We start from the raw sequence: 24,927 nt of genomic DNA on the forward strand, positions 1-24,927 counted from the left end.
TCAGCGGCCTCCGTCGCTGGTCACCCGCGGCTGGTCGATGCGGTACCCCTTGACCGGGGGCTGGCCGGAGTCGTCGGGGTGGTGGTGGCCGCCGTCGGAGTGCACCTCGGCGCCGGCCAGCGGGCCGTCGTAGCCGATCCGTCCGTGGTCGACGACGACCGCGCGGGTCAGGACCCCGGCCAGCGGCCCGGTCTCGTGCGTGACGACGAGCAGGGTCGTGCCGCTCGCCGACACGCCGGCGAGGACGGCGGCGAGCGCGTCCTGGCTGGCGGCGTCCACCCCGGCGGTCGGCTCGTCCATGATCAGCAGCTCGGGCTGGGCGGCGAGCGCGCGGGCGACCAGCACCCGGCGCTGCTGTCCGCCGGAGAGGGAGGCCACCGGGTCACCCATCCGGTCGCTGAGCCCCACGGCGGCCACGGCGTCCGCGACCGCCGCGCGATCGGCCGGGCGCAGCCGCCGGAACAGCCCGAGGCGGGCCAGCCGGCCGACGCCGACCACCTCACGCACGGTGGCCGGGACCGCGCCGCTCACCGTGTGCCGCTGTGGCACGTAGCCGATGCGCCCGCGCTCGCGCAGCCGCCCGACCGGGGCGCCGAGCACCTCGACCTCGCCCCCGAGCACCGCGGCCAGGCCGAGCAGGCCGCGCGCCAGCGTCGTCTTCCCCGACCCGTTGGAGCCGAGGACGGCGACCGACTCGCCGGGCTGCACGGTGAGGTCCACGCCGCAGACCACCGGCACGTCGCCGTAGCCGATGCTGGCGTCCCGGAGGCGGATGGCGGCGGTCACGAGCAGTCCTGGCCGTCCTGGAGCGTGGTCAGGTTGTCGCGCATGACCGACAGGTAGTCCGCGCCGGCCTCGTCGTCGGTCAGGCCCTCGAGCGGGTCCAGGACGGCGGTGCGCACCCCGGCCTCCTCCGCGACGGTCTCGGCGACGGCCGGGTCGACGAGGGTCTCGGTGTAGACGGTCGTGACGCCGAGCTCGCGGACCAGCGTCGAGATCTCGGCCAGCTGGGCGGGGTTCGGCTCCTGGGAGGGGCTCAGGCCGCTGATGCCCACCACCTCCAGGCCGTAGCGGCCGGCGAGGTAACCGAAGGCGTCGTGGCTGGTCACCAGGGTGTCCACGGCGCAGCCGGCCAGGCCCGTCTGCATCTCGGCGTCGAGGGCCTCCAGGTCGGCCCGGAGGGCGGCCGCGTTCTGCTCGAAGGTGGCCGCGCCGTCCGGGTCGAGCTCGCCGAGCTCCCCGGCCAGGGCGTCGCCGACGGCGGCCAGCCGGACCGGGTCCAGCCAGAAGTGCGGGTCGACGGGCTCGTCGCCGTGCGCGGGCTCGGCGTCGGCGTGCTCCCCGTCCGTGTGGTCCCCGTCCGTGTGCTCCCCGGCGATCAGGTCGGCGGCCGCGCCGGCGTCCCAGGCGGCGTCGCCGGCCTCCGACCGCGCGGCCTCGTCGAGGGCCGGCTGGAATCCGTCGAGGTAGACGAGCAGGTCGGCCTCGCCGACCGCGGCGACGTCCTGCGGCGCCAGCTCCAGGTCGTGCGCCTCCGCCCCGGGCGGGGTGAGCGAGGAGACGTCGACGCGGTCCCCGCCGACGCGCTCGGCGGCCCACTGCAGCGGGTAGAAGCCGGCGACGACGGTGAGCCCGCCCGAGGCCCCTGCTGCCTCGTCCCCGCCTCCGCACCCGGCGAGCAGGAGGGCGGCGGCGCAGGCCGCGGCGGTCGCGGCCGTCCGCGTCGTCGACGTGTTCATGAGAATCATTCTCGCATAAGCAGGACGGGGTGGGACGGCGAGGTCCGGCGGCTGGCCCGCGTACCCTCGCGGGCGTGTCCGACGTCTCCGGCCTGCCGCTGATCGGCGCCGCGGCGCAGCGTGCCCGCGCCGCCGCCCGGGTGCTGCGCACTCTCCCGACCGACACCAAGGACGCCGCGCTGCGGGCGATGGCCGACGCGCTGGTCGAGCGCACCGACGAGGTGCTCGCCGCCAACGCCGCCGACGTCGAGGCCGCCGCGGCCGCGGGGACCCCCGCCGCGATCCTCGACCGGCTGCGGCTGGACCGGTCCCGGGTGGCCGGCGTCGCCGACGCGCTGCGCCAGCTGGTCGCGCTGCCCGACCCGGTGGGGGACGTCGTCCGCGGGTCGACGCTGGCCAACGGGCTGCAGCTGCGCCAGGTCCGGGTGCCCCTCGGCGTCGTCGGGATCGTCTACGAGGCCCGCCCGAACGTCACCGTGGACGCCGCCGGCCTGTGCCTCAAGAGCGGCAACGCGGCCCTGCTGCGGGGGTCGGCGTCGGCGTTCGGCACCAACACCGCGCTGGTCGCCGTCCTCACCGAGGCGGCGGAGAAGGCGGGGCTGCCGGTCGGGTCGATCGAGCTGCTGCCGGCCGACCGCGCCTCCGTCGGCGAGCTGCTCGACGCCCGCGGCGTCGTCGACGTCGTCATCCCGCGCGGCGGGGCGTCGTTGATCCAGCGGGTGGTGCGCGAGTCCCGGGTCCCGGTGATCGAGACCGGCGAGGGCAACTGCCACGTCTACGTCGACCCGTCGGCCGACCCCGCGATGGCCGAGGCGGTCGTGCTCAACGCCAAGACCCACCGGGTCAGCGTCTGCAACTCCGCCGAGACGCTCCTCGTGCACCGCGACGTCCCGTTCCTGCCGCGGTTGCTGTCGGCGCTGGTGGACGCCGGGGTGACCCTGCACGGGGACGCCGGGACCATCGAGGAAGCCGCCCGCTCCGGTCTGTCGGCTGCCGTCGTCCCCGCGACCGACGAGGACTGGGGCACCGAGTACCTGTCGATGGACATGGCCGTGCGGGTCGTCGACGACCTCCCGCAGGCCCTGGACCACATCGAGCAGTGGGGGACCGGGCACAGCGAGGCGATCGTCGCCGACTCCGCGTCCGCGATCGCCGCGTTCACCGCCGGCGTGGACGCCGCCGCGGTGCTGGTCAACGCCTCCACCCGGTTCACCGACGGCGGCGAGTTCGGGTTCGGCGCCGAGATCGGCATCTCCACGCAGAAGCTGCACGCCCGGGGGCCGCTGGGACTGCCCGAGCTGACCTCCACCACCTACGTCGTGACCGGCAGCGGGCACACCCGCCGCTGACCCGCCCTCAGGTCACCGGCCATCCCGCCGTCAGGTCACCGGCCATCCCGCCGCCCGAGGAGTCGCATGCCCCGCCCGCCCTCGCAGTCCCCGCAGTTCTCCTCGGTGGCGGACGTCGGCAAGCGCCTGTCGACCGCCGGGTACCTGCCCGACGCGCAGATCGCCACGACGGTCTTCCTCGCCGACCGGCTGGGCAAGCCGCTGCTGGTCGAGGGCCCGGCGGGCACCGGCAAGACGGAGCTGGCCAAGGCGCTGGCGGCGGCCACCGGCTCGGAGCTGATCCGGCTGCAGTGCTACGAGGGCCTGGACGAGGCCCGCGCGCTGTACGAGTGGAACTACAAGAAGCAGCTGCTGCGGATCCAGGCGGCGCAGGGCACCGGGGGCGCGGACTGGGACACCGTCCACGACGACATCTTCGGCGAGGAGTTCCTGCTCTCCCGGCCGCTGCTGACCGCCATCCGGCGCACCGAGCCGACCGTGCTGCTCATCGACGAGACCGACAAGGCCGACGTCGAGGTGGAGGGTCTGCTGCTGGAGGTGCTCAGCGACTTCCAGGTGACCATCCCCGAACTGGGCACCGTCACCGCCGCACGCCGGCCGATGGTCGTGCTGACCTCCAACGCGACCCGGGAGCTGTCCGAGGCGCTCAAGCGCCGCTGCCTGTACCTGGCGCTGGACTACCCGTCGGCCGCACGCGAGCGGGAGATCGTGCTCTCCCGGGTGCCCGATCTCGCCCCGGGGCTGGCCGAGCAGTTGGTGCGCACCATCCGGGCGCTGCGGGCCCTGGAGCTGAAGAAGTCCCCGTCGATCTCCGAGACCCTCGACTGGGCGCAGACCCTGCTGGAGCTGGGCCTGGACACCCTCGACGAGACGGCCGTGCGCGCGACGCTGGGTGTGGTGCTCAAGCACGCCAGCGACCAGGAGCGGGCCGCGGCCGAGCTGCGGCTGAACTGATGTCCGGGCCGGGGGTGGGCGGGACGGGCGGGACGACCGCGCCCGGCGGTCTGGCCGGGCACCTCGACGGCTTCGTGCGCGCCGTCCGGGACGCCGGCATACCGGTCGGGATCACCCAGGCCGTGGACGCCGCCGAGATCCTCACCGTCGTCGACCTGCTCGACCGGGAGCAGCTGCGGCACGGGCTGGCCGCGGTGCTGCTGCGCCGCGCCGCCCAGCGCCCCGCCTACGACGTGCTGTTCGACCTGTGGTGGCCGCTGTCGGACCGGCCGGTGGTCGCGCCGGACGACGCCGACGGGGACGTGGACGGAGAACCGGGTGAGCCGGGGGAGTCGACGCTCGACGTGCCCGACGGCGTCGACCTGGCCGGGCTGCTGCGCGACCGGCTGGCCCAGCTGCTGCTCGACGGCGACCCCGAGGCGCTGCGCCGGTTCGCCCGCGAGGCCGTCGACCGGCTGGGTCGCGCGACGCCGTCGCCGTCCGGGCAGTCGTTCTTCAGCTACCGGGTGATGCGGGCGCTGTCGCCGGACACGCTGGTCGCCCAGCTGCTGGCCGGACTGCTCGGCGACGGCGAGCGTGGCGGGCTGGCCGAGCAGGTGGCCCGGCAGACGGTCCGGGAGCGGCTGGCGGCGTTCAAGTCGGCGGTCGAGGCCGAGGTCCGGCGGCGGGCGGCCGCCGAGCGGGGCCGGGACAAGGTGGCGAAGAGCGCCGTCCGGCCGCTGGCCGACCAGATCGACTTCCTCCGGGCCAACCAGGCCGACCTCGCCGAGCTGCGCCGGACGGTGGCCCCGCTCGCCCGGCGGCTGGCGGTGCGGCTCTCGGCCCGCCGCCGGATGGGCCGTGAGGGCCGGCTGGACTTCCGCCGGACCGTGCGCGCCTCCCTGGGCACCGGTGGCGTGCCAGTGGTGACCCACCACCGGCCGCGCCGGGTGCACAAGCCGGAGCTGGTCGTGCTCTGCGACGTCAGCGGCTCGGTGGCCGGGTTCAGCCACTTCACCCTGATGCTCACCCAGGCGTTGCGCGAGCACTTCTCCGGCGTGCGCGCCTTCGCGTTCGTCGACTCCACCGACGAGGTGACCCGGTTCTTCCGCCCCGGCGCCGACGTCACCGACGCGGTCGCCCGGATCGGCCGCGAGGCCGACGTCGTGGGCTTCGACGGGCACAGCGACTACGGCACCGCCTTCGAGGTGTTCGCCGAGCGGTGGCCGTCCGCGGTCGGACCGAAGACGTCGCTGCTCGTGCTGGGCGACGGTCGCACCAACCACCGCCAGCCGGGGCTGCCGGTGCTGGCCGACCTGGTGCGCCGGTCGCGGACGGCGCACTGGCTCAACCCCGAGCCGCACCGGTTGTGGGGCAGCGGTGACTCCGCCGCGCTGCGGTACGGCGAGGTGGTCGACATGGTCGAGTGCCGCACCGCCGCCCAGCTCGCCGACTTCGTGACCACCCTCTGACCGGGTGTGTCCCATCCGGCTGCGACTGCCGTAGCAGGGTCGGTCGGCACCGTGCACGGCATGTCGTACGCCAGTGACCTGACCGACGAGCAGTGGGCGCTGCTGGAACCGCTGCTCAACGCTCCGGGGCAAGCAAGAACCCGAGCACGCGCCGGACCTTCGGCGGGTGGTGGACGCGATGCGCTACATCTCCCACACCGGCTGCCAGTGGAGGTTTCTACCCGAGTCGTTCGGCCCTTGGACCCGTGTGGTCGCGGTTCCGCCGCTGGTCGCGCAACGGCACCTGGGCGCGGGCACTGACCGTGCTGCACGAGGCGGCACGGGAGGCGGATGGCCGCACCGAGGCGACGCCCTCGATGGTGGTCATCGACACCCACCTCGCCCGCGGAGCGTCCAACGGCGGGTTCACCTTCCACGACCGCGGTGGCCCCTACGGCCGTACGAAGGGAGCCAAACGGGTCGTGGCCGTGGACGTGACCGGGCTGCCGGTGGGTGCGCTGGTCGTGCCGGCCTCTACTCACGAGAACCGGACCAGTGAGGTGGTGCTGGAGCACCTGACTCGTCAGGGCGTCACCGAACGTCTCGAGCTGGTCCTGGTGAACCGTGGCGTCACCGAGGCCGGCGCCCGCACGCTCGGCCGACGCCAGGGCCTTGAGGTGCGGCGGGTCGGGTGGACGACGAGCAGCCGGTGTTCCGACCCATCCGCCAGTCCCCGAGCATCGTGTAGTGATCTCTGCAGCGCGTCGGCCGGGGTGACCCCGGTGCGCGAGATCCGGCGCTGTCAGACAGTCTGGTCGGACTGCTTGCGGACGCGGAAGCGGAGGATGGTGGCGTCGCCCGACCGCGTGCTGCTGATTGGTTCCAAACCTGTCCTCACAAGACCCGGGGACGAGAAGCGGATGCCGTCGCCGAGCAGAACCGGCAGTACATACACCAGGATCTCGTCGACGAGCCCCCGCTGGAGGCACTGGCCGGCCACGTCGGCGCCGAGGATCTCGAGGTTCTTGCCGCCGGCAGCGTCCAGTGCCGTCGCGACCGCTTCGCCGATGTCGCCGGTGAGGATCGTGACGTTCGGGTTCGGCGGTTCCAGCGGCCGATGGGTGAGGAGGAACATGGGTCCGGAGAAGGGGTAGTCGACGCTGCCCGGCTTCTCGGTCTCCATCCGGTCGCCTACCTCCCACGTCCGCCGGCCGACGAGCATGGCGCCGGTGGCCGCTGCGATCTCCGCGAAGTCGTCCGGTGCCACGAAGTCGGCGAGAGCGCGATCATCCCCCCAGTCCATGGAATGGCCGGGCCCGGCGATGAAGCCGTCCAGCGACATGCACCGGTTCACGACGACCTTGCCGCTCATCTCACGACCGCCATCCCTGGGTCATCACCGCACGTCAGACCTCTCCCGAGCGGACGCCTGCGAGACCCTAGCGCGCGGTGTCACGGTTCAGATCTCCCGTCGATCGGGCCAGTCGGGGACTGCCGCTCCAGCACGTCCACGCGTGACAACCCGGCCGAGCAGCAGCGACAGGTACGACATCCGCATCTCGGCATGACAGCGCACCCGGCTCCCAGGGCCGGCGGCGCTAGGACATGGGACACACCCGGTGAGACTGGGACTGAGGCGCCGCGCGACCGGTGGACGGGCTCCCCGGGGCAGTGGGTGCTGCGTCGGGCCCGCCGGCCCGGGCGGCGGACCGGTCCTCGCGGGCCGGTGTCGGAGCGCCCGGATAGGCTCGATCGGTGGCAGGTCGGCGAGTCGGGGTGATGGGTGGGACGTTCGACCCCATCCACCACGGGCACCTCGTGGCGGCCAGCGAGGTGGCGGTCTTGTTCGGACTCGACGAGGTCGTGTTCGTGCCGACCGGTCAGCCGTGGCAGAAGGGCGACCGCGAGGTCAGCCCGGCCGAGGACAGGTACCTGATGACCGTCGTCGCCACCGCTTCCAACCCCCGCTTCTCGGTGAGCCGGGTCGACATCGACCGTGGTGGCCCCACGTACACGATCGACACGCTCATCGACCTCCAGCACCAGCGCCCGGGCGACGAGTTGTTCTTCATCACCGGGGCCGACGCGCTCTCCCAGATCCTCAGCTGGCGCGACAGCGACCGCTGTTTCGAGCTGGCCCACTTCATCGGTGTGACCCGCCCGGGCTTCGACCTCGGGGCGGCGCACCTGCCCGAGGGCTCGGTGAGCCTCGTCGAGGTGCCGGCGCTGGCCATCAGCTCCAGCGACTGTCGTGAGCGGGTGGGCCGGGGCATGCCGGTCTGGTACCTGGTCCCGGACGGCGTCGTTCAGTACATCGAGAAGCGCGGCCTCTACCGCGTGTCCGGCGCCGCCCGCCCCGCGCCGCGGGCGGTGGCCGGGCACGGGGGTGGCTCTGCGCCGCCGTCGGAAGACCGCCCCACCTACGACCGGCCGCCGGCCACGGGTGATCCCGGTGGACCCTCGACCGAGCCACCGTCCCCCCATCTCCAGGAGGTACCCCGATGACCGCCTCGACCGAGGCGCGGGAGACCGCACTGCTGGCCGCCCAGGCCGCCGCCGACAAGCTCGCCACCAACGTCTCCATCGTGGACGTCAGCGAGCGGTTGGCCATCACCGACGCCTTCGTGCTGGCCTCGGCGCCCAACGAGCGCCAGGTGCAGGCGATCGTCGACGAGGTCGAGGAGCGGCTGCGCCAGCACGGCGTGAAGCCGGTGCGGCGCGAGGGGGTCGCGGAGTCCCGCTGGGTGCTGCTGGACTTCATCGACGTCGTCGTCCACGTGCAGCACGCCGAGGAGCGCGCGTACTACGCCCTCGAGCGGCTGTGGAAGGACTGTCCGACGATCCCCTTCGTCGACCGTTCGGTGGCAGCGGCCGACGTCCCGCCGGCCGGGGTCGCCGCGGCCGGGGACGACGCCCCCGGCACGACCCGGGAGACGCTGTCGGCCGACGACGTCGACCCGATGAGCGCCGACCCGACCCCGCTGGCCCCCGAGCCCGCCGGCGACGGCGTCCCGGGTCCGGAGGCGGCCGGCCGGTGAGTGGACCCGTCCCGTCGTTGCCGGTGCCCCGCCTGCTGATCTGGCGACACGGACGGACCGAGTGGAACGCCGTCGGGCGTTTCCAGGGCCAGCTCGACCCGCCGCTCGACGAGGAGGGCCGCCGGCAGGCCGCCCGGAACGCACCGCAGCTGGTGATGACCGGAGCGCTGCCGCAGGGCACCGTCGTGGTGTCCAGCGACCTCAGCCGGGCCGCGGAGACGGCGGCCACGCTGACCGGCCTCCTGGGGGTGCAGCTGCGGCTGGACGCGCGGCTCCGGGAGGTGGGCATGGGCTCCTGGGAGGGGCTCACCCGCGACGAGGTCGCCGAGCGCCATCCCGAGCAGTACGCGGACTGGCTGGCCGGCCGCCCGATCCGCGGCCGGGGTGGGGAGGACCCCGCGACCGTTCCGCAGCGTGCGCTGGCCGCCCTGCAGGACCTGCCCGAGGCGCCGGCCGCCGTGGTGGTGACCCACGGCGGTACCGGAGGACGGTTGATCGAGGCGCTGCTGGGGCTGGGCGTCGAGCACCGCCGGGTGTTCGGCCCGCTGGGCAACTGCGCCTGGAGCGAGCTGGCGGTGCAGGGGGAGCGGTGGCGGCTGCTGCGGCACAACAGCTCCGCGCCCCATCCGCCGGCCGAGGCCGCGGGCCCGGCCCGGGCCGCTGCCCCCCTGGAGGCCGGGGCCACGCCCGAGGAGGCGCCGGCACCGGTGCAGGACGCCGACGCCGTCGCCTGAGTCCCCCGACCGGAGGGCCGCGGGGCGGACGGTGTCCGGTGGTCCGCCGCTGGCGGTTAGCCTCGCCGGATGCCTGTCGCCGTGGTCACCGACTCCACGGCCTACCTGCCTGCCGAGCTCGTGGCGCAGTACTCGGTCGAGGTGGTCCCGCTCTACGTCGTGATGGCCGGACACTCCGGGCGCGAGGGTGAGGAGATCGGCCCCGCCGACGTCGCCCGCGCCCTGGCGACCCGGGGTCAGCGGGTCTCCACCTCCCGGCCCACGCCCGGGGACTTCGTCACCGCCTACCGGCGGCGGTTGGCCGCCGGCGCCGATCGGATCGTCTCGGTGCACCTGTCCGCCGAGCTGTCGGGCACCGTGGACGCCGCCCGGCTGGCCGCTGCGCAGGTCGGCGAGCACGTCGTCACGGTCGTCGACTCCCGCTCCGCGGCGATGGGTACCGGGTTCGCCGTGCTCGCTGCCGCCCGCGCAGCGGCTGCCGGCGCGGACGCCGCGTCCGTCGCTGCAGCGGCGCGCGACACCGCCGCGGCGACCCGGACCCTGTTCGTCGTGGACACCCTCGAGCACCTGCGGCGCGGAGGCCGGATCGGCTCGGCGGCCTCGCTGATCGGCACCGCGCTGGCGGTCAAGCCGGTGCTGCACGTCTCCGAGGGGCGCGTCGTCCCCCTCGAGAAGGTGCGCACGTCGGCGCGCGCGCTGGCCCGGCTGGTGCAGCGGGGTGTCGAGGCAGCCGACGGCCGGGCGGTGTCGGTGGCCGTCCACCACCTGGCGGCCCCGGAGCGGGCGGAGCGGCTCGCCGCCGAGCTCCGCGAGCGGCTGCCGCTCCTCCGGGAGCTGCACGTCAGCGAGCTGGGCGCGGCGATCGGTGCCCACGTCGGGCCGGGAGCGGTGGGGCTGGTCGTGGCGCCGGCGTCGTCGCAGCCGTGGGACCGTCCGGAGACCGGCGAGGAGGAGGACGGACAGCCGGACTGAGCAACGGCGCTGCGCGGACACCGGCGCAGCGTCGCGCACCACCGCGCTCGCCCTCCCTCCGTCGTCCACAGCCACGGCCCCCGTCCACAGCCGCGCAGCAACCGCCGTGCGCGGGCCGGGCGCTGCCTAGCGTCCGGCCGGTGCGCCTCTCCTCCCGTCGCAGCGACGACGCCGACCTGATCCGCGCACGGCTGCGTGCGTTGCTCGACGAGCGGGGCGGGCCGACCGGCTGGGTGCCCGCGGACGAACCGGTCGACGAGGAGGAGGCCTGGGCCGACGAGGCCGGTACGCCCTCCGCGCCGGACGAGTACGAGGAACGGGGGAGGGCCGCCGAGCTCCCCGACGGCATCGGACGGCACCGCGCACCGGGCAGCGCGGTGCGCCTGGACCCGGGCCGGCGCGGCGCGTGGGCACTCTGGGTGGCCGGACTGCTCGCCGCGGTGCTCGTCGCGGTGCTCACCTGGGTCGACCGTCCCCGGGTGCAGCCGGCTCCCGGCACGTCGGCGTCGGCCGGCACCTCAGCGGAGGCACCGGCGACCGACGCCCCACCGCCCGACGCTCCGTCCGCCGGTGCCTCGCCCTCCGACGCCTCGTCCGCCGGTGCGCCGGCCAGCCCGTCGGTCGGGGTCGCGGCGGACAGCTCCGCCACCGTGGTCGTCGCCGTGGTCGGCCTGGTGGCGAGGCCGGGCCTGGTCGTCGTCCCGGCTGGCGCCCGGGTCGCCGATGCCGTGGCGGCCGCCGGCGGCCTGCTGCCGGAGGCCGACATCGCTTCGGTCAACCTGGCGGCGGTCGTGTCCGACGGCGAGCAGGTCGCGGTGGGGGTGCCGGGTGCGGCCGGGAGCGGGGCCGCCGCGCCCGGTCCGGCGGCCCCCGGCCGGGTCGACCTGAACACCGCGACCGCGGCCGACCTCGACGCGCTGCCCGGCATCGGCCCGGTCCTCGCCCAGCGGATCGTCGAGCATCGGGAGCAGCAGGGGCGGTTCACCAGTGTCGAGCAACTGGACGACGTGCCGGGCATCGGGCCGGCCACCTACGCGGAGCTGGCCGAGCTGGTGACCGTGTGACGGTGCCGCACGGGCGCTGGACGTGGGTCGACCTGCGGCTGGCACCCGCCGCTGCCGCCGTCTGGGCGACCACCCTCGTCGCCGGACTCCTGTCCCCGGGCGCCCTGGCCGCGACCGCGCTGGCGGCCACGGTCGCGGCGGTGCCGGCCGCGCGCCGCCGCCGTTCCGCCGCGGCGGTGGTGCTGCTGGGGGTCCTCGCCGCGGTGGCCGTCACCGCCGGCACCGCCGCGGTCCGGGCCGCGGCACGGGAGTCCTCCCCCCTGGTCGCGGTGGCCGAGGCGCGGCGGACGGTGCTGCTGGACGTGGAACTCGACGGCGACCCCCGGACCGTGCGCGGTGCCGGCCCGCCGCGGGTGGTCGTCGAGGCCACGGTCACCCGGCTGGACGACGGCAGTACCCGGACCCGGCTGGCCGACGACGTGGTGCTCTTCGCGCCCGCCGAGGAGTGGCGGGGGCTGCTGCCGGGGCAGGCGGTGCGCCTCCGGGCCACGGTCACGCCGGCGGACCCGGGCGACGGGCTGGTGGCCCGGGTGGCGGCCCGCGCGCCACCGACCCCGCTGGGCGGTGCGCCCTGGGGTCAGCGGGTGGCCGGGACGATCCGGGACGCGTTCTCCGCGTCCGCCGTGCGGGTGCTCGGCCCGCAGGCGGGTGGGCTGCTCCCGGGCCTCGTGATGGGGGACACCCGGGCGATGGACCCCGTCCTCGAGGAGGACTTCCGGCGCGCCGGGCTCGCGCACCTCACCGCCGTCAGCGGGGCCAACGTGGCGATCGTGCTGTCCGGCGTGCTCGTCCCGCTGCGGCGGCGGGCGGTCGACCGCCGGGTCCAGGCGCTCGTCGGTGTCCTGGCCCTGGTCGGGTTCGTGCTGCTCGCCCGGCCCAGCGCGAGCGTCGTCCGGGCGGCGGCGATGGGTGCGGTCACGCTGCTCGCGCTGGCCGGCGGCCGGCCACGCGCCGCCGTGCCGGCGCTCGGTGCCGCCGTCGTCGTCCTGCTGCTGCTCGACCCGCAGCTCGCGAGGGACGCCGGCTTCGCGCTCTCCGTGCTGGCCACCGCGGCCATCGTGCTGCTGGCTCCCGGCTGGTCGCGCCGGTTGCGAGCCCGCGGCTGGCCGCAGCTGCTCGCCGACGCGGTGGCCGTGGCCGCCGCGGCCGGCCTCGCCACCGCCCCGCTGGTGGCCGGGTTGTCCGGTCTGGTCAGCCCCGTCTCGCTGCCGGCGAACCTGCTGGCCGCTCCCGTCGTGCCGGTCGCCACCGTGCTCGGCCTGCTGGCGGCCCTGGTCGGGGTGGTCGTGCCGGCCCTGGGGGATCCCCTCGTGTGGCTGGCCGGGTGGCCGGTCCGTTGGCTGGTCGTGGTGGCCGAGCTGGCCGCGGCGCTCCCGGACGGCGCGACGGCCTGGCCGGCCGGCACACGGGGGGCGATGCTGCTGACCGTCCTGCTGCTGGCCGTCGGCTGGCTGCTCTGGCGCTTCCCGAGGTCGCGGGCCCTGGCGCTGGCCGCCCTCGTCGGCGTGGTCGTCCTGGGCTGGCCGATCCGCCAGGTCACCCGCGGGTGGCCCCCGTCGGACACCGTGCTGGTCGCCTGCGACGTCGGCCAGGGCGACGCCCTCGTCGTCCCCACCGGCCCGGGCGAGGGGGTGCTGGTCGACGCCGGGCCGGACGTCGGCGCCGTCGACCGCTGTCTGGACCGCCTCGGCATCGACCGCCTGCCGCTGGTCCTCCTGACCCACCTCGACGCCGACCACGCCGAGGGCCTCGCGGGGGCGCTCGCCGGGCGGGCCGTCGGGACCGTCGCCACCGGTGCGCTCTCACCGGCCGACGACCGCGTCGACCGGCTGGACGAGCTCACCCGGCGGGCCGGTGCCGCGCGCTCGGAGCTGCACCCCGGCGACCTGCGCACGATCGGCAACGCAACCGTGGAGGTCCTCGCACCGCCTCCGGAGCTGGCCTCGGCCACGGCCGAGCCCAACGACCTGTCGCTCGTCGTCCGGGTCACCCGCCACGGGGTGCGGGTGCTGCTCACCGGGGACCTCGGCGGTGAAGCGCAGGCGCGGATCGTCGCGCGCGGCGTGGACCTGCGCGCCGACGTGCTCAAGGTGCCGCACCACGGCAGCGCCGACGCTGACCGCGGCTTCCTCGCCGCCACCGGTGCCCGGGTGGCCCTGGTCTCGGTGGGTGCCGACAACCCCTACGGCCACCCCACGTCGCGCGTGCTGTCGTGGCTGGCCCGGGAGGGGATGCGGGTGCACCGGACCGACGGGGAGGGTGACCTCGCCGTCGCCGGGGGGGCCGGCCGGTGGGGCGTCGCCGGACGCGGCGCCGCACCCGCCGGGACGGCGGCCGGCCGCCCCGGCACCGGCCGTCCCGTCACCGGGCTCCCCGCCGGAACGGCCGTCGGCCGCTCCGGCCCGGGGCTCCCGCCCACGAGCGCGCCATGGGGCTCCGACGACGCGGCCCTGGCGCCGGTGGACGTCGGCCGGGCGCTGCCGGCGCGGGCCCGCCGAGCGGTGGGCGCTCCCGGCGCGGGCCGGCCGGACCGTCCCCGGCGCGTGGCACCATGCCGGTGTGGCAGCAGCACCCCCCGCCCCGACCTCACGCCTGCGCGCCGTGGTCGGCGAGGAGGAGCTCCTGCGGGCCCGCGCCGTCTCCGCCGTCCGCGCCGCCGTCCTCGAGCGCCACCCGGACGCCGAGCTGTACGAGCTGCCCGCCCTCGGGCTGCCGGTCGGCCAGCTCGCCGACGTCCTCGCGCCGTCGCTGTTCGGCGGGCACCGGCTGGTCGTCGTCACCGGTGTGCACGAGGCGGCGTCCGCGCTCGTCGACGCCCTCACCGGCTACGCGAAGGACCCCGACCCCGACCTCACGCTCGTGGTGGTGCACTCGGGGGGCAAGCGCAACGAGGCACTGCTCAAGGCGTTCACCGCGGCCGGTGCGGCCGTCGACGAGTGCCCGAAGGTCAGCTCGGTGGGGGACCGGATCGCCTTCGTGCGCAACGAGGTGCGCTCGGCCGGTGGGCGCATCACGCCGGACGCCGCGAGCGCGCTGGTCGAGGCGATCGGGGCGGACCTGCGCCAGCTGTCGTCCGCGGCGGGCCAGCTGGTGTCGGACTTCGGCGGGACGGTCGACGCCGACGCCGTGGCGCGGTTCCACCGGGGTCAGGCCGAGGTCACCGGCTTCACCGTCGCCGAGCGCGTGCTGGTGGGGGACCGGCAGGGATCGCTGGAGATGCTGCGGTGGGCCCTGCAGGGCGGGGTCGCGCACGTCCTGATCGCCGACGCCATCGCCGACGGCGTACGGACGGCGGCACGGGTCTCCTCACTGCGCACCACCAACCTCGGGGAGCTGGCCCGGACGCTGAAGCTGCCGCCGTGGAAGGTCAAGAAGGCCCAGAGCCAGGCGCGCGGCTGGAGCATCGAGGGGCTGCAGCAGGCGATCGGGGTGGCCGCGGAGCTCAACGCCGACGTCAAGGGGGCGGCGGCCAGCCCCGACTACGCGTTGGAGCGAGCGGTCCGCCGCATCGTCGCGATCCGCGCCGCCACCGGCCGCGGCGTCCGCGGCTGAGCGACCGCGGAGCGCACCCGCCCGAACGCGAGCGGAGCGTACCCGCCGGAAACGCGAAGAGCCCCCGTCCCGCGAGGGGAGGGGGGCTCTCTGCGAGGAGTGTCAGGCGCCGAGCTTGGCGACCTGCTTGGCCATGCCCGACTTGCGGTTGGCGGCCTGGTTCTTGTGGATGACGCCCTTGCTGGCGGCCTTGTCCAGCGCCTTGCTGGCCACCTGGAGAGCGGCGGTCGCGGCCGCGGCGTCCCCGGCGTCAGCGGCGGTGCGGAAACGCCGGACGGCCGTCTTGAGGGCGGACTTGACGGCAACGTTGCGCTGACGCGCCTTCTCGTTGGTCTTGATCCGCTTCATCTGGGACTTGATGTTCGCCACGCGTGAGCCTCGGGTGTCTCTCGGGAGGGAGTACTTCTGACAGTGCGTCCGGACGACAGGCGCCAGCGGACCGGTCTGCCAAGATACCAGCGTCGCCCGCGCGCGCCCAACCCGCGGGTACACCCGCGCAGGTCCGGGCAATGGCTGGACCTCGCGCCGACCCGTGGGACGATGGGGGCACTGTGACGACTCCTGCTGCCACCGACCCGGCCATCATCCGGAACTTCTGCATCATCGCCCACATCGACCACGGCAAGTCGACGCTGGCCGACCGGATGCTCGAGGTCACCGGGATCGTCGAGGGGCGCCAGATGCGGGCGCAGTACCTCGACCGGATGGACATCGAACGCGAACGCGGCATCACCATCAAGGCGCAGAACGTCCGCCTGCCCTGGACGCCGCGCTCCGGCACGCACGCCGGCGCCGACCACGTCCTGCACATGATCGACACCCCCGGGCACGTCGACTTCACCTACGAGGTGTCCCGGTCGCTGGCCGCCTGCGAGGGCGCGGTCCTGCTCGTCGACGCCGCGCAGGGCATCGAGGCGCAGACCCTGGCCAACCTCTACCTGGCCATGGAGAACGACCTCACGATCATCCCGGTCCTCAACAAGATCGACCTCCCGGCCGCCCAGCCGGAGAAGTACGCCGCGGAGCTCGCCCACATCATCGGCTGCGACCCGGACGAGGTCCTGCGCGTCAGCGGCAAGACCGGCGAGGGCGTGCCCGAGCTGCTCGACGCGATCGTCGCGCAGATCCCGGCCCCGACCGGGGACGCCGACGCTCCCGCCCGCGCGATGATCTTCGACTCCGTCTACGACATCTACCGCGGCGTCATCACCTACGTCCGTGTCGTCGACGGCCGGATCGCCGCCCGTGACCGGATCAGGATGATGTCGACCGGCGCGACCCACGAGCTGCTCGAGATCGGCGTCATCTCCCCGGAGCCCAAGCCGGTCGAGAGCCTCGGCGTCGGGGAGGTCGGCTACTTCATCACCGGGGTGAAGGACGTCCGCCAGTCCCGCGTCGGCGACACCGTCACCCTGCAGCACAAGCCGGCCACCGAGTCGATCGGCGGGTACCGCGACCCCAAGCCGATGGTCTACTCCGGGCTCTATCCGATCGACGGCAGTGAGTACCCGCTGCTGCGTGAGGCCCTGGACAAGCTGCTGCTCAACGACGCCGCGTTGACCTACGAGCCGGAGACCTCCGCCGCGCTGGGCTTCGGGTTCCGCGTCGGCTTCCTCGGCCTGCTGCACCTGGAGATCGTGCGCGAGCGGCTGGAGCGCGAGGCCGGCATCAGCCTCATCTCCACCGCGCCGAACGTCGTCTACCGGGTGGTCATGGAGGACGGCTCGGAGATCACCGTCACCAACCCCAGCGACTGGCCCGAGGGCAAGATCGACAAGGTCTTCGAGCCGGTCGTCAGCGCGACGATCATCGCGCCCAGCGACTACACCGGCGCGATCATGGAGCTGTGCCAGAGCCGCCGGGGACAGCTGGGCGGCATGGACTACCTGTCGGAGTCCCGGGTCGAGCTGCGCTACACGCTGCCGCTCGGCGAGATCATCTTCGACTTCTTCGACGCGCTGAAGTCCCGCACCCGCGGCTACGCCTCCCTCGACTACGCCGAGGCCGGTGAGCAGGAGTCCTCGCTGGTGAAGGTGGACATCCTCCTGCAGGGTGAGGCGGTCGACGCGTTCAGCGCGATCGTGCACAAGGACAAGGCCTACAGCTACGGCGTGATGATGGCCGGCAAGCTGCGCGAGCTCATCCCGCGCCAGCAGTTCGAGGTGCCCATCCAGGCCGCCGTCGGCTCGCGGGTCATCGCCCGCGAGACCGTCCGCGCCATCCGCAAGGACGTCCTCGCCAAGTGCTACGGCGGTGACATCACCCGCAAGCGGAAGCTGCTGGAGAAGCAGAAGGAGGGCAAGAAGCGGATGAAGATGGTCGGCCGCGTCGAGGTCCCCCAGGAGGCGTTCGTCGCCGCTCTCTCCACCAACGAGTCCACCGCCTCCAAGAAGTGATCGGCCGGCTCGACGCGGTCTGCGTGTCCGGCAGCGAGCTGCTGCCGCTGCCCGGACGCCGGCCGGGTCGCAGCGGCATCGACAAGAAGCCCGTGGCCGGCCGGGTGGCCGTCGGCGAGCTCGGTCTGGACGGCGACGTCCAGGTCAACCGCAAGTACCACGGCGGCGAGGGGCAGGCGCTCTACGCCTACGCCCAGGAGGACGCCGACTGGTGGGTCGCCGAGCTGGACCGTGAGCTGCCGCCGGGCCGGTTCGGCGAGAACCTGCGCACCTCGGGCCTGGACCTCACCGAGGCGCTGCTGGGCGAGCGCTGGCGGGTGGGGATGGCGCTGCTGGAGGTCACCGCGCCGCGGATCCCGTGTGCCAACTTCGCCCGCTTCTGGGACGTGCCGGACCTGGTCAGGCGGTTCACCGCCCGGGGCACCGTCGGCACCTACCTGCGCGTGCTGGAGACCGGCGAGGTGGGCGCCGGCGACGAGGTCGAGGTCGTCGACCGGCCCGACCACGAGGTCAGCGTCGGCCTGGTCTTCCGCGCCTACACCACGCAGAAGTACCGGTTGCCGCAGCTGGAGCCGGCCCTGCGGTACCTGCCGCTGAAGGACCAGCCGAAGATCGCCGCGCGCATCGCCGCGCGGACCGCCGCCGTCCTCTGACGACGGCGATCCGCGCGTCCGGCCTCAGGACCGCAGCGCGGCGACGAGGTCCTCGCGGATGAGGCCGACGTCGATGCCGCGGTCGTGCAACACCTTCATCGCCAGCCCCTGGCCCTCGCGGAGCAGGCCGAGTGCGATGTGCGGGTCGGAGATCGACTTCTGCTTGAGGGCGATCGCCTCGCGCAGGGCCAGTTCCAGCACCTTCTTCGCCCGCGGGCTGAACGGGATGTGCCACCGGGGTCCGCCCGCGCTGCGCCGTCCGCCCTCGAGCGCGCCGGGGCCGAAGGTGGCCTCCACGCTCTCCCGGACCGCGTCCAGGTCGATGCCGAGGGTGCTCAGCGCGTCGGCGTCCAGGTCGTTCCCGCCGAGGTGGCCGGCCAGCGCCTCGACCGCGTCCCGGTGGGTCAGCCCGTGCCGCTGGAGGACCGCGGCGGTCGCGGTGTCCGGCTGGGCGAGCAGCGCGAGCAACAGGTGCTCGGTCCCGATCTGTTCGGATCGCAGGTCGCGCGCCTCGACCTGGGCCCGGACGACGACGTCCCGGGCGCTGGAGGTGAACCGTTCGAACATCGTCAGTCCTTCCGCCGGAGCGGCCCGCGGCCGCCTGCGTACTTCTTGTGCACCGCCTGGCGGGTGACGCCGAGGAGCTGGGCGATCTGCTCCCACGTCCACCCCTGGTCGCGGGCGTTGTCCACCTGGAGGGCCTCCAGCCGTTCCACCAGCACCCGCAGCGCGCGGACCGCCTTCAGTCCCACGGCGGGGTCTCGGCTGCTGGCGGCGGAGGCCACCTGCGTCGTGTCGGCCATGGCGTCAACTGTGGTTGACATACCGGGCGCCTGTCAACCCACTTTGACGAGCAGGGTCCCGCTCAGGCGGCGCCGTGCACGTCGAAGTGGGTGACGGTGACCTCGCGGTCGACGAGGTAGCGGTCGTCCTCGGGGTAGAAGACGGCGGCGGAGACGTCCTCGCCGGCGAACGCCCGGATCGCGTCGTAGGAGGTCCAGAAGCTCAGCGTGACCACCTCGGTCCGGCCGTCGTCCAGATCGCGCAGCAGCATGTGCGCGCCCTGGTTGCCGGGCGTCCGCCGGTAGTGGGCGATGCCGGTGGCCTCGATGTAGTCGGCGTAGGCGGCGCGGTCCTCGGTCCGGACCCAGCCGCGCCAGATGCGGGCGATCACCTCGGGCTCCTCCCTCCGTCACCGCTCAGGCGACGGCCGCCTCCTCGCCGCCGGTCAGCCGGAGCAGGTCGGCGTAGTTCACGGAGAACATGGTGTGGTGGTCGCCGCCGCCGGCCCAGAGCAACGGGTACGCCGCGAGGTCGACGTCGACGACGGTCCGCAGGGGAGCCGGGTGACCGGTCGGGGCGACCCCGCCGACCTCCTGGCCGGTGGCGGCGGTGACGAACGCACTGCTGGCCCGCCGCACGCGGGTCGCGCCCACCAGCGCCGCCACCTTCGCCGTGTCGACGCGGTGCGCGCCGCTGGCGAGCACCAGCAGCGGCTCGCCGTCGGCGTCGAAGACCAGGCTGTTGGCGATCGCGCCGACGTCGCAGCCGAGCGCCTCGGCCGCGGCCGCCGCGGTCGGCACGGGGACGTCGAGGCGGCGGACCCCCGCGTCGACGCCGGCCGCGTGCAGGGCGGCGACCACCCGCTGGACCGGCGTCACCGCGTCATCCGATCCGCTCCCGGGGGACGCTCCGCTCACAGGGTGAAGACGATCTTGCCGGCGGTCCGGCCCTCCAGCATCCGCGCGAAGCCCTCGCGCGCCTCGGCCAGGGGCACCTCCACGTCGATGACGGGGCGGACGCCGGTCACCGCGCACATCCGCACCAGCGACTCCAGCTCCTCGCGGGTGCCCATCGTGGAGCCGATGACCGACAACTGGGTGAAGAACACCCGGTTCAGCTCGGCGCCCGGGTTGAAGCCGGTGGTGGCGCCGGAGGTGACGATCACGCCGCCGGGCCGCAGCGACTTGACGCTGTGACTCCAGGTGGCGTCGCCGACGGTCTCCATGACGCCGTCCACCCGCTCGGGCAGCCGGGCGCCGGTCTCGAAGGCCTGCTCCGCGCCGAGGGCGAGCGCCGCCTGCCGCTTCGCGTCGCTGCGCCCGGTCACCCACATCCGGTAGCCGGCCGCCCGGCCGAGGCTCACCAGCGCCGTGGCGACGCCGCCGCTGGCGCCCTGCACGAGCACCGTCGACCCCGGGCGCAGCCCCGACTTCACGAACAGCATCCGGTAGGCGGTCAGCCAGGCCGTGGGCAGGCACGCGGCCTCGGCGAACGAGAGCCCGGCGGGCTTGGGCACCAGGTTCCGCCGCGGCACGGCGACCCGCTCGGCCATGGTGCCCTGGTGCAGCTCGGAGAAGAGGGAGCGCTTCGGGTCCAGCGTCTCGTCACCGGTCCAGCCCGGGCTGGCCACGACGCCGTGCACGATCACCTCGTTGCCGTCCTCGTCCAGCCCGGCGGCGTCGGTGCCGAGGATCATCGGCATCCGCTCCTCGGGCAGGCCGACCCCGCGCAGGCTGAACAGGTCGTGGTGGTTCAGCGACGCGGCTTTGACCGCCACGGTCGTCCAGCCGTCGGGCGCCTCCGGCTCGGGGCGCTCACCGATCTCCAGTACGGAGAGCGGGTCCTTCGGGGCGGGCGTCGAGACGAAGGCAGCGAGCATGCCCCGCAACGTAACCGAGGTCACCGACGGCTGCGACGGCACCTCCCACCTGCCGGTTCCCGCGGGAACCGGCAGCTGGGAGGTCAGCGGACGATGACGACGTGCTCCCCGCGGGGCACGAACTCGCCGATCACCGGCGCTCCCGGCACCTCGCCGCCCAGCAGCAGCCCGCCCGAGGTCTGCGCGTCCGCCAGCAGGAGGGCCTCGTCCTCGGAGACCGCGGACAGGTCGGTGTGCGGGCGCACCCAGTCGAGGTTGCGGCGGGTCCCGCCGGAGACGTGGCCGTCGGCCAGGGCCTCCCGCGCCCCGGCCAGGTAGGGGACGGCGGCGGCGTCGACCACCGCGGTCACCCCGCTGGCGCGCGCCATCTTGTAGAGGTGGCCGAGCAGACCGAAGCCGGTGACGTCAGTGCCGGCCCGGATGCCCGCGGCGACCGCGGCCCGCCCGGCGTCCCGGTTGAGCGTGGTCATCGCGGCGACGGCCTCGTCGGAGACCTCGCCGGTCGCCTTCATCCGGCTGTTGAGCACGCCGACGCCGAGGGGCTTGGTCAGGGACAGCGGCGTCCCGGCGACGGCGCCGGAGTTGGTGATGAGCCGGTCGAGGTCGACAACACCGGTGACGGCCATCCCGTACTTCGGTTCGGGGTCGTCGATCGAGTGCCCGCCCCCCACGTGGCAGCCGGCCTCCTGGGCGACCTCCAGCCCGCCGCGCAGCACCTCCGCGGCGAGCTCGGCGGGCAGCACGTCCCGCGGCCAGCCGAGCAGGTTGACCGCGACGACCGGGGTGCCGCCCATCGCGTAGACGTCGGAGAGCGCGTTGGCCGCGGCGATCCGGCCGAAGGTGTACGCGTCGTCGACGACCGGGGTGAAGAAGTCGGTGGTGAGCACCAGACCCTGCCCGCCCGCGATGCGGACCACGGCTGCGTCGTCGCCGTCGTCCAGGCCGACGACGAGCTCGGCGGCGGGGTCGCGCGGCCCGGTGGCGGTCAGCCCGGCGACGACGGCCTCGAGCTCGCCGGGCGGGATCTTGCAGGCGCACCCACCTCCGTGCGCGTACTGGGTGAGCCGGATGCGGGCGGGCGCGGTCGTCACGGCCCGACCGTATCCCCGCGCCGACGGGGCCCGCGCCACCGCGTGGGCCTCCCGACCAGGGCCTAGGCTGTCCGGCGGAGGCGTCAGGGCGCCTGGTGGCCCCCGCGGCCTCTAAAGCCGACGTGGCCGAGCAGCTCGGTCAGGCGGGTTCGATTCCCGTCCGCCTCCGCCATCCACCTGCACGCGGGTCGGCGCCTACGCTCCGCAGCGATGAGCGCCGACCCGCGGCGGCAGGTGCCCCGCACCGACACGCTGCTCGCCGACCCCGAGCTCGCACCCGCCGTCGACCGGCTCGGTCGCGAGCTGGTCAAGTCCGCCGTCCAGGAGGTCCAGCAGCGGATCCGGGACGGCGAGGTCGGGCCCGGCGACGCCGTGGCCGCCGTCCTGGCCGGCCTGCCGCCGACGGCGAGCAGCCTGCGGCCGGTGCTCAACGCCACCGGTGTGCTGGTGCACACCAACCTCGGCCGGTCCCCGCTGTCCGCGGCCGCGGTCGCGGCGATCGCGGCGGCCGGCGGCACCACCGACGTCGAGCTCGACCTGGTCACCGGTCGCCGCGGCCCCCGCGGTGCGGCGGCGATCACCGCGCTGCTCGCCGCGGTGCCCGCGGCCCAGGCGGCGATCGTGGTCAACAACTGCGCCGCCGCGCTCGCCCTGGTGGCCACCGCGCTCGGCGGGGAGCTGGTCATCGCCCGCGGCGAGCTGGTCGAGATCGGCGACGGCTTCCGCATCCCCGAGCTGCTGGTGGCCACCGGCGCCCGGCTGCGCGAGGTCGGGACGACGAACCGGGTGACCCTCGACGACTACCGCGACGCCCTGCACGAGGAGACCGGCGCGGTGCTGAAGGTGCACCCGTCGAACTTCGTCGTCCGCGGGTTCACCCGGGCCGTGCCGGTGGCCGAGCTCGCCGCCGCGCTGTCGGGCAGTGGTGTCCCGCTGGTCGCCGACGTCGGCTCGGGGCTGCTGCGCCCGCACCCGGCGCTGCCGGACGAGCCGGACCTGCAGACCACCCTCGCCGACGGCGCCGACCTCGTGCTGGCCAGCGGCGACAAGCTGCTGGGCGGACCGCAGGCCGGGCTGGTGCTCGGCCGGGCCGACCTGGTGCAGCGGCTGCGCCGGCACCCGCTCTACCGCGCCCTGCGGGTCGACAAGACGACACTGGCCGCCCTGGAGGCGACGCTGCGCGGACCGCTGCCGCCGGTGCAGGAGATGCTCGCCGCGGACCTCGCCGGGCTGCGCCGGCGGGCCGCGGCCCTCGCCGCCCGGCTCGCCGCGGCCGGGCTCGACGCGGTGGCCGTCGACTCCGAGGCCCGCGTCGGGGGTGGCGGGGCGCCGGAGCACCCGCTGCCGAGCGCAGCGGTCTCCCTGCCCGGCGACCTCGCTGAGCCGCTGCGCGCCGGGACGCCGCCGGTGGTCGGCTACGTCGCCGGGAACCGCACCCTGCTCGACCTGCGCAGCCTGCCGCCCGCGGCCGACGACGCGCTGGCCGGCGCGGTGCTGGCCGTCGCGGAGGACGCGGCGTGACGGGGATGGACGTCATCGCGACCGCCGGCCACGTCGACCACGGCAAGTCCACGCTGGTCCGCGCGCTGACGGGGATGGAGCCCGACCGGTGGGAGGAGGAACGCCGCCGCGGGCTCACCATCGACCTCGGCTTCGCCTGGACCACCCTGCCCTCGGGCCGCCGTCTCGCGATCGTCGACGTCCCCGGTCACGAGCGGTTCATCGGCAACATGCTCGCGGGCGTCGGCTCGGTCCCGGCGGCCCTCGTCGTGGTCGCCGCGGACGACGGCTGGTCGGCGCAGACCGCCGAGCACGTCGCCGTCCTCGACGCCCTGGGGGTCCGGCACGCCCTGCTCGCCGTCACCAAGGCCGACCTCGCCGACCCCGCGCCGGTGCTCACCGACGTCCGGGAGCGGCTGGCCGCCACGTCCCTGGGCGACGTGCCCGGGCTCGCGGTGAGCGCGGCCACCGGTGCCGGCGTGCCCGAGGTCGCGGCGGCGCTGGAGACCCTGCTGGCCGGCCTGCCCGCGCCGGACCGCGGTGCCCCGGTGCGGCTGTGGATCGACCGTGCCTTCCCGATCAAGGGCGCCGGCACCGTCGTCACCGGCACCCTCGCCGCCGGCACCGTCGCGCCGGGCGACCGCCTGCAGCTGGGGGACCGGGAGGTCGGCATCCGGGGCGTGCAGTCCCTCGGGCGACCGGTCGAGCGCGCGGAGGCCACCGCGCGGGTGGCGCTGAACCTGCGCGGTGTCGCGGTGGAGGAGCTGGCACGCGGCGACGCGCTGCTCACCCCGGGCGCGTTCCGCTCCACCGTGGACGTCGACGTCACCCTGGACGTGGGCGGTGGACGGGCTGCCGGGGACGAGGCGCGGCTACCGGCCGAGGCGGTCGTCCACGTCGGCTCGGCGGCCGTCGGTGCCCGGGTGCGGCCGCTCGAGGGGACGGCGGTGCGGCTGCGGCTGGCCGGGCCGCTGCCCCTGCGGATCGGCGACCGCCTGCTGCTGCGCGACCCGGGGGCCCGCCGGGTGCTGGGCGCCGACGTCCGTGACGTGGACCCGCCGGAGCTGCGCCGACGGGGCGCGGCCCGGCAGCGCGCCGCGGAGCTCGCCGCCCAGCCGTCGGGTGCGGCCGGAGCCGCCGCGGACCTCGCCCGCCGCCGCATCGTGCGCACGGCCGACTTCACCGCGATGGGCTGGCCGGTGCCCGCGGGCGCCACCGCGGTCGGCCCGTGGCTGCTCGCCCCCGGCCTGGTCGACCAGCTCGCCGCGGCCCTGCCGGGCATCGTCGGCCGGTACCGCCAGCTGCGCCCGCTGGAGGCCGGACCTCCGGTGGCCGTGGTCCGGCGGGCCCTCGAACTGCCCGACGACGAGCTCGTGCCCGCCGTCGTGCGCCCGCCGCTGGCACTGCGTGAGGGGCGCGTGGCCGTCGCCACGGCGGGGCTGCCGCCGCGGGTGCAGCAGGCCGTCGACGCCGTCCGGACCCGGCTGGCCGGCGATCCGTTCGCCGCCCCCGAGGCCCCTGACCTCGCCGCCGCGGGGCTCGGGCCACGGGAGCTGGCGGCCGCGGTGCGCGACGGTCAGCTGGTCCGGATCGCCGACGGGGTCTACCTCGCGCCCGGCGTGGAGGCGGTGGCGCGGGAGCGGCTGGCGGGGGTGCCGGCGCCGTTCACCCTCAGCCAGGCCCGCTCGGCGTGGGGGACGACCCGGCGGGTCGCCGTCCCGCTCATGGAGTGGCTCGACGCCCGCGGCGTCACCGAGCGGCTGCCGGACAGCACCCGCCGGCTCCGGTAGTCC

At 75.3% G+C, this 24,927-nt stretch carries 23 protein-coding genes, 1 tRNA gene and 2 pseudogenes; 16 read left to right on the forward strand and 10 right to left on the reverse strand.

Annotation, left to right across the window (positions count from 1 at the left end; genetic code table 11):
- Positions 1-786, reverse strand: coding sequence for a metal ABC transporter ATP-binding protein (locus CRP39_RS01590; RefSeq protein ID WP_097203763.1), 786 nt, complete (start codon positions 784-786; stop codon positions 1-3).
- Complete coding sequence (locus CRP39_RS01595) at positions 783-1,739, reverse strand: metal ABC transporter solute-binding protein, Zn/Mn family (protein WP_097203765.1); 957 nt, start codon at positions 1,737-1,739, stop codon at positions 783-785. The genes CRP39_RS01590 and CRP39_RS01595 overlap by 4 nt, the downstream gene beginning before the upstream one ends.
- 74 nt (positions 1,740-1,813) lie before the next feature.
- Between CRP39_RS01595 and CRP39_RS01600 the strand changes: the two genes are divergently transcribed.
- The 4 genes and pseudogenes from CRP39_RS01600 to CRP39_RS28290 form a co-directional block, all read left to right on the forward strand.
- Complete coding sequence (locus CRP39_RS01600) at positions 1,814-3,088, forward strand: glutamate-5-semialdehyde dehydrogenase (RefSeq protein WP_172442239.1); 1,275 nt, start codon at positions 1,814-1,816, stop codon at positions 3,086-3,088.
- Between the two features lie 66 nt (positions 3,089-3,154).
- Positions 3,155-4,042, forward strand: a complete 888-nt coding sequence (locus CRP39_RS01605; protein ID WP_097203767.1) for an AAA family ATPase — start codon at positions 3,155-3,157, stop codon at positions 4,040-4,042.
- On the forward strand, positions 4,042-5,493 hold the full coding sequence (locus CRP39_RS01610) for a vWA domain-containing protein (RefSeq protein WP_172442241.1): 1,452 nt from the start codon (positions 4,042-4,044) through the stop codon (positions 5,491-5,493). Before CRP39_RS01605 ends, CRP39_RS01610 begins: the two co-directional genes overlap by 1 nt.
- A 136-nt stretch (positions 5,494-5,629) precedes the next feature.
- Positions 5,630-6,031 (forward strand): annotated as a pseudogene (locus CRP39_RS28290) (transposase); the annotation flags it as partial.
- Positions 6,032-6,274: 243 nt separating this feature from the next.
- Here the strand turns inward: CRP39_RS28290 and CRP39_RS01620 are convergent.
- Entirely contained in the window at positions 6,275-6,844 is a 570-nt protein-coding gene (locus CRP39_RS01620) for a dihydrofolate reductase family protein (protein WP_097203776.1), read from the reverse strand.
- Between the two features lie 383 nt (positions 6,845-7,227).
- On the opposite strand from CRP39_RS01620, the gene nadD reads away from it, so the two are divergent.
- The 7 genes and pseudogenes from nadD to holA all read left to right on the forward strand — a co-directional run bounded on the left by nadD (position 7,228) and on the right by holA (position 14,832).
- Entirely contained in the window at positions 7,228-7,977 is a 750-nt protein-coding gene (gene nadD, locus CRP39_RS01625) for a nicotinate-nucleotide adenylyltransferase (RefSeq protein ID WP_245853483.1), read from the forward strand.
- Complete coding sequence (gene rsfS, locus CRP39_RS01630; protein ID WP_097203780.1) at positions 7,974-8,510, forward strand: ribosome silencing factor; 537 nt, start codon at positions 7,974-7,976, stop codon at positions 8,508-8,510. The genes nadD and rsfS overlap by 4 nt, the downstream gene beginning before the upstream one ends.
- Positions 8,507-9,244 carry a histidine phosphatase family protein gene (locus CRP39_RS01635; RefSeq protein WP_097203782.1) on the forward strand — a complete coding sequence of 246 codons (738 nt, stop codon included), beginning with the start codon at positions 8,507-8,509 and terminating at the stop codon, positions 9,242-9,244. Before rsfS ends, CRP39_RS01635 begins: the two co-directional genes overlap by 4 nt.
- 69 nt (positions 9,245-9,313) lie before the next feature.
- Positions 9,314-10,216, forward strand: coding sequence for a DegV family protein (locus CRP39_RS01640; protein WP_097203784.1), 903 nt, complete (start codon positions 9,314-9,316; stop codon positions 10,214-10,216).
- A gap of 140 nt (positions 10,217-10,356) precedes the next feature.
- On the forward strand, positions 10,357-11,280 hold the full coding sequence (locus CRP39_RS01645; RefSeq protein WP_097203785.1) for a ComEA family DNA-binding protein: 924 nt from the start codon (positions 10,357-10,359) through the stop codon (positions 11,278-11,280).
- Between the two features lie 689 nt (positions 11,281-11,969).
- Positions 11,970-13,343: pseudogene (locus CRP39_RS27325) on the forward strand (ComEC/Rec2 family competence protein); the annotation flags it as partial.
- Between the two features lie 496 nt (positions 13,344-13,839).
- Positions 13,840-14,832 carry a DNA polymerase III subunit delta gene (holA, locus tag CRP39_RS27330; protein ID WP_245853489.1) on the forward strand — a complete coding sequence of 331 codons (993 nt, stop codon included), beginning with the start codon at positions 13,840-13,842 and terminating at the stop codon, positions 14,830-14,832.
- A gap of 102 nt (positions 14,833-14,934) precedes the next feature.
- Here holA and rpsT read toward each other — a convergent pair whose 3' ends face one another.
- Positions 14,935-15,201: a 30S ribosomal protein S20 gene (gene rpsT / locus CRP39_RS01655; RefSeq protein ID WP_097203787.1), complete on the reverse strand. Its 267-nt coding sequence runs from the start codon at positions 15,199-15,201 to the stop codon at positions 14,935-14,937.
- Positions 15,202-15,383: 182 nt separating this feature from the next.
- Here rpsT and lepA point away from each other — a divergent pair, with 182 nt between their 5' ends.
- The gene (gene lepA / locus CRP39_RS01660; protein ID WP_097203789.1) at positions 15,384-17,228 is read left to right on the forward strand and encodes a translation elongation factor 4; all 1,845 of its coding nucleotides are present in this window, start codon (positions 15,384-15,386) and stop codon (positions 17,226-17,228) included.
- Complete coding sequence (locus tag CRP39_RS01665; protein WP_097203790.1) at positions 17,225-17,881, forward strand: MOSC domain-containing protein; 657 nt, start codon at positions 17,225-17,227, stop codon at positions 17,879-17,881. Before lepA ends, CRP39_RS01665 begins: the two co-directional genes overlap by 4 nt.
- Positions 17,882-17,905: 24 nt before the next feature.
- On the opposite strand, the gene CRP39_RS01670 is transcribed toward CRP39_RS01665, so the two are convergent.
- From CRP39_RS01670 to selD, 6 genes are all read right to left on the reverse strand, one after another.
- Entirely contained in the window at positions 17,906-18,448 is a 543-nt protein-coding gene (locus CRP39_RS01670) for a Clp protease N-terminal domain-containing protein (protein ID WP_097203792.1), read from the reverse strand.
- 2 nt (positions 18,449-18,450) lie between these two features.
- Positions 18,451-18,684 (reverse strand): helix-turn-helix domain-containing protein, encoded by a 234-nt coding sequence (locus tag CRP39_RS01675; RefSeq protein WP_097203794.1) that lies wholly within the window; start codon positions 18,682-18,684, stop codon positions 18,451-18,453.
- Between the two features lie 62 nt (positions 18,685-18,746).
- A complete protein-coding gene (locus CRP39_RS01680) occupies positions 18,747-19,055 on the reverse strand; it encodes a hypothetical protein (protein ID WP_097203795.1) in 309 nt (102 codons plus the stop codon).
- Positions 19,056-19,080: 25 nt separating this feature from the next.
- Positions 19,081-19,542: a YbaK/EbsC family protein gene (locus tag CRP39_RS01685; RefSeq protein ID WP_097203797.1), complete on the reverse strand. Its 462-nt coding sequence runs from the start codon at positions 19,540-19,542 to the stop codon at positions 19,081-19,083.
- Positions 19,543-19,577: 35 nt separating this feature from the next.
- Positions 19,578-20,543, reverse strand: a complete 966-nt coding sequence (locus CRP39_RS01690) for a zinc-binding dehydrogenase (RefSeq protein ID WP_097203799.1) — start codon at positions 20,541-20,543, stop codon at positions 19,578-19,580.
- An 83-nt stretch (positions 20,544-20,626) separates the two neighbouring features.
- On the reverse strand, positions 20,627-21,634 hold the full coding sequence (gene selD / locus CRP39_RS01695; protein ID WP_216359571.1) for a selenide, water dikinase SelD: 1,008 nt from the start codon (positions 21,632-21,634) through the stop codon (positions 20,627-20,629).
- Positions 21,635-21,710: 76 nt separating this feature from the next.
- Between selD and CRP39_RS26575 the strand changes: the two genes are divergently transcribed.
- The 3 genes from CRP39_RS26575 to selB all read left to right on the forward strand — a co-directional run bounded on the left by CRP39_RS26575 (position 21,711) and on the right by selB (position 24,924).
- A tRNA-OTHER gene (locus CRP39_RS26575) sits at positions 21,711-21,806 on the forward strand.
- A 38-nt stretch (positions 21,807-21,844) separates the two neighbouring features.
- Positions 21,845-23,155, forward strand: coding sequence for an L-seryl-tRNA(Sec) selenium transferase (gene selA / locus CRP39_RS01700; RefSeq protein WP_097203800.1), 1,311 nt, complete (start codon positions 21,845-21,847; stop codon positions 23,153-23,155).
- A gap of 5 nt (positions 23,156-23,160) precedes the next feature.
- Positions 23,161-24,924, forward strand: a complete 1,764-nt coding sequence (gene selB / locus CRP39_RS01705) for a selenocysteine-specific translation elongation factor (RefSeq protein WP_097205051.1) — start codon at positions 23,161-23,163, stop codon at positions 24,922-24,924.
- Positions 24,925-24,927: the final 3 nt, after the last annotated feature.

The organism is Geodermatophilus sabuli, assembly GCF_900215145.1.
Lineage (GTDB): Bacteria > Actinomycetota > Actinomycetes > Mycobacteriales > Geodermatophilaceae > Geodermatophilus > Geodermatophilus sabuli.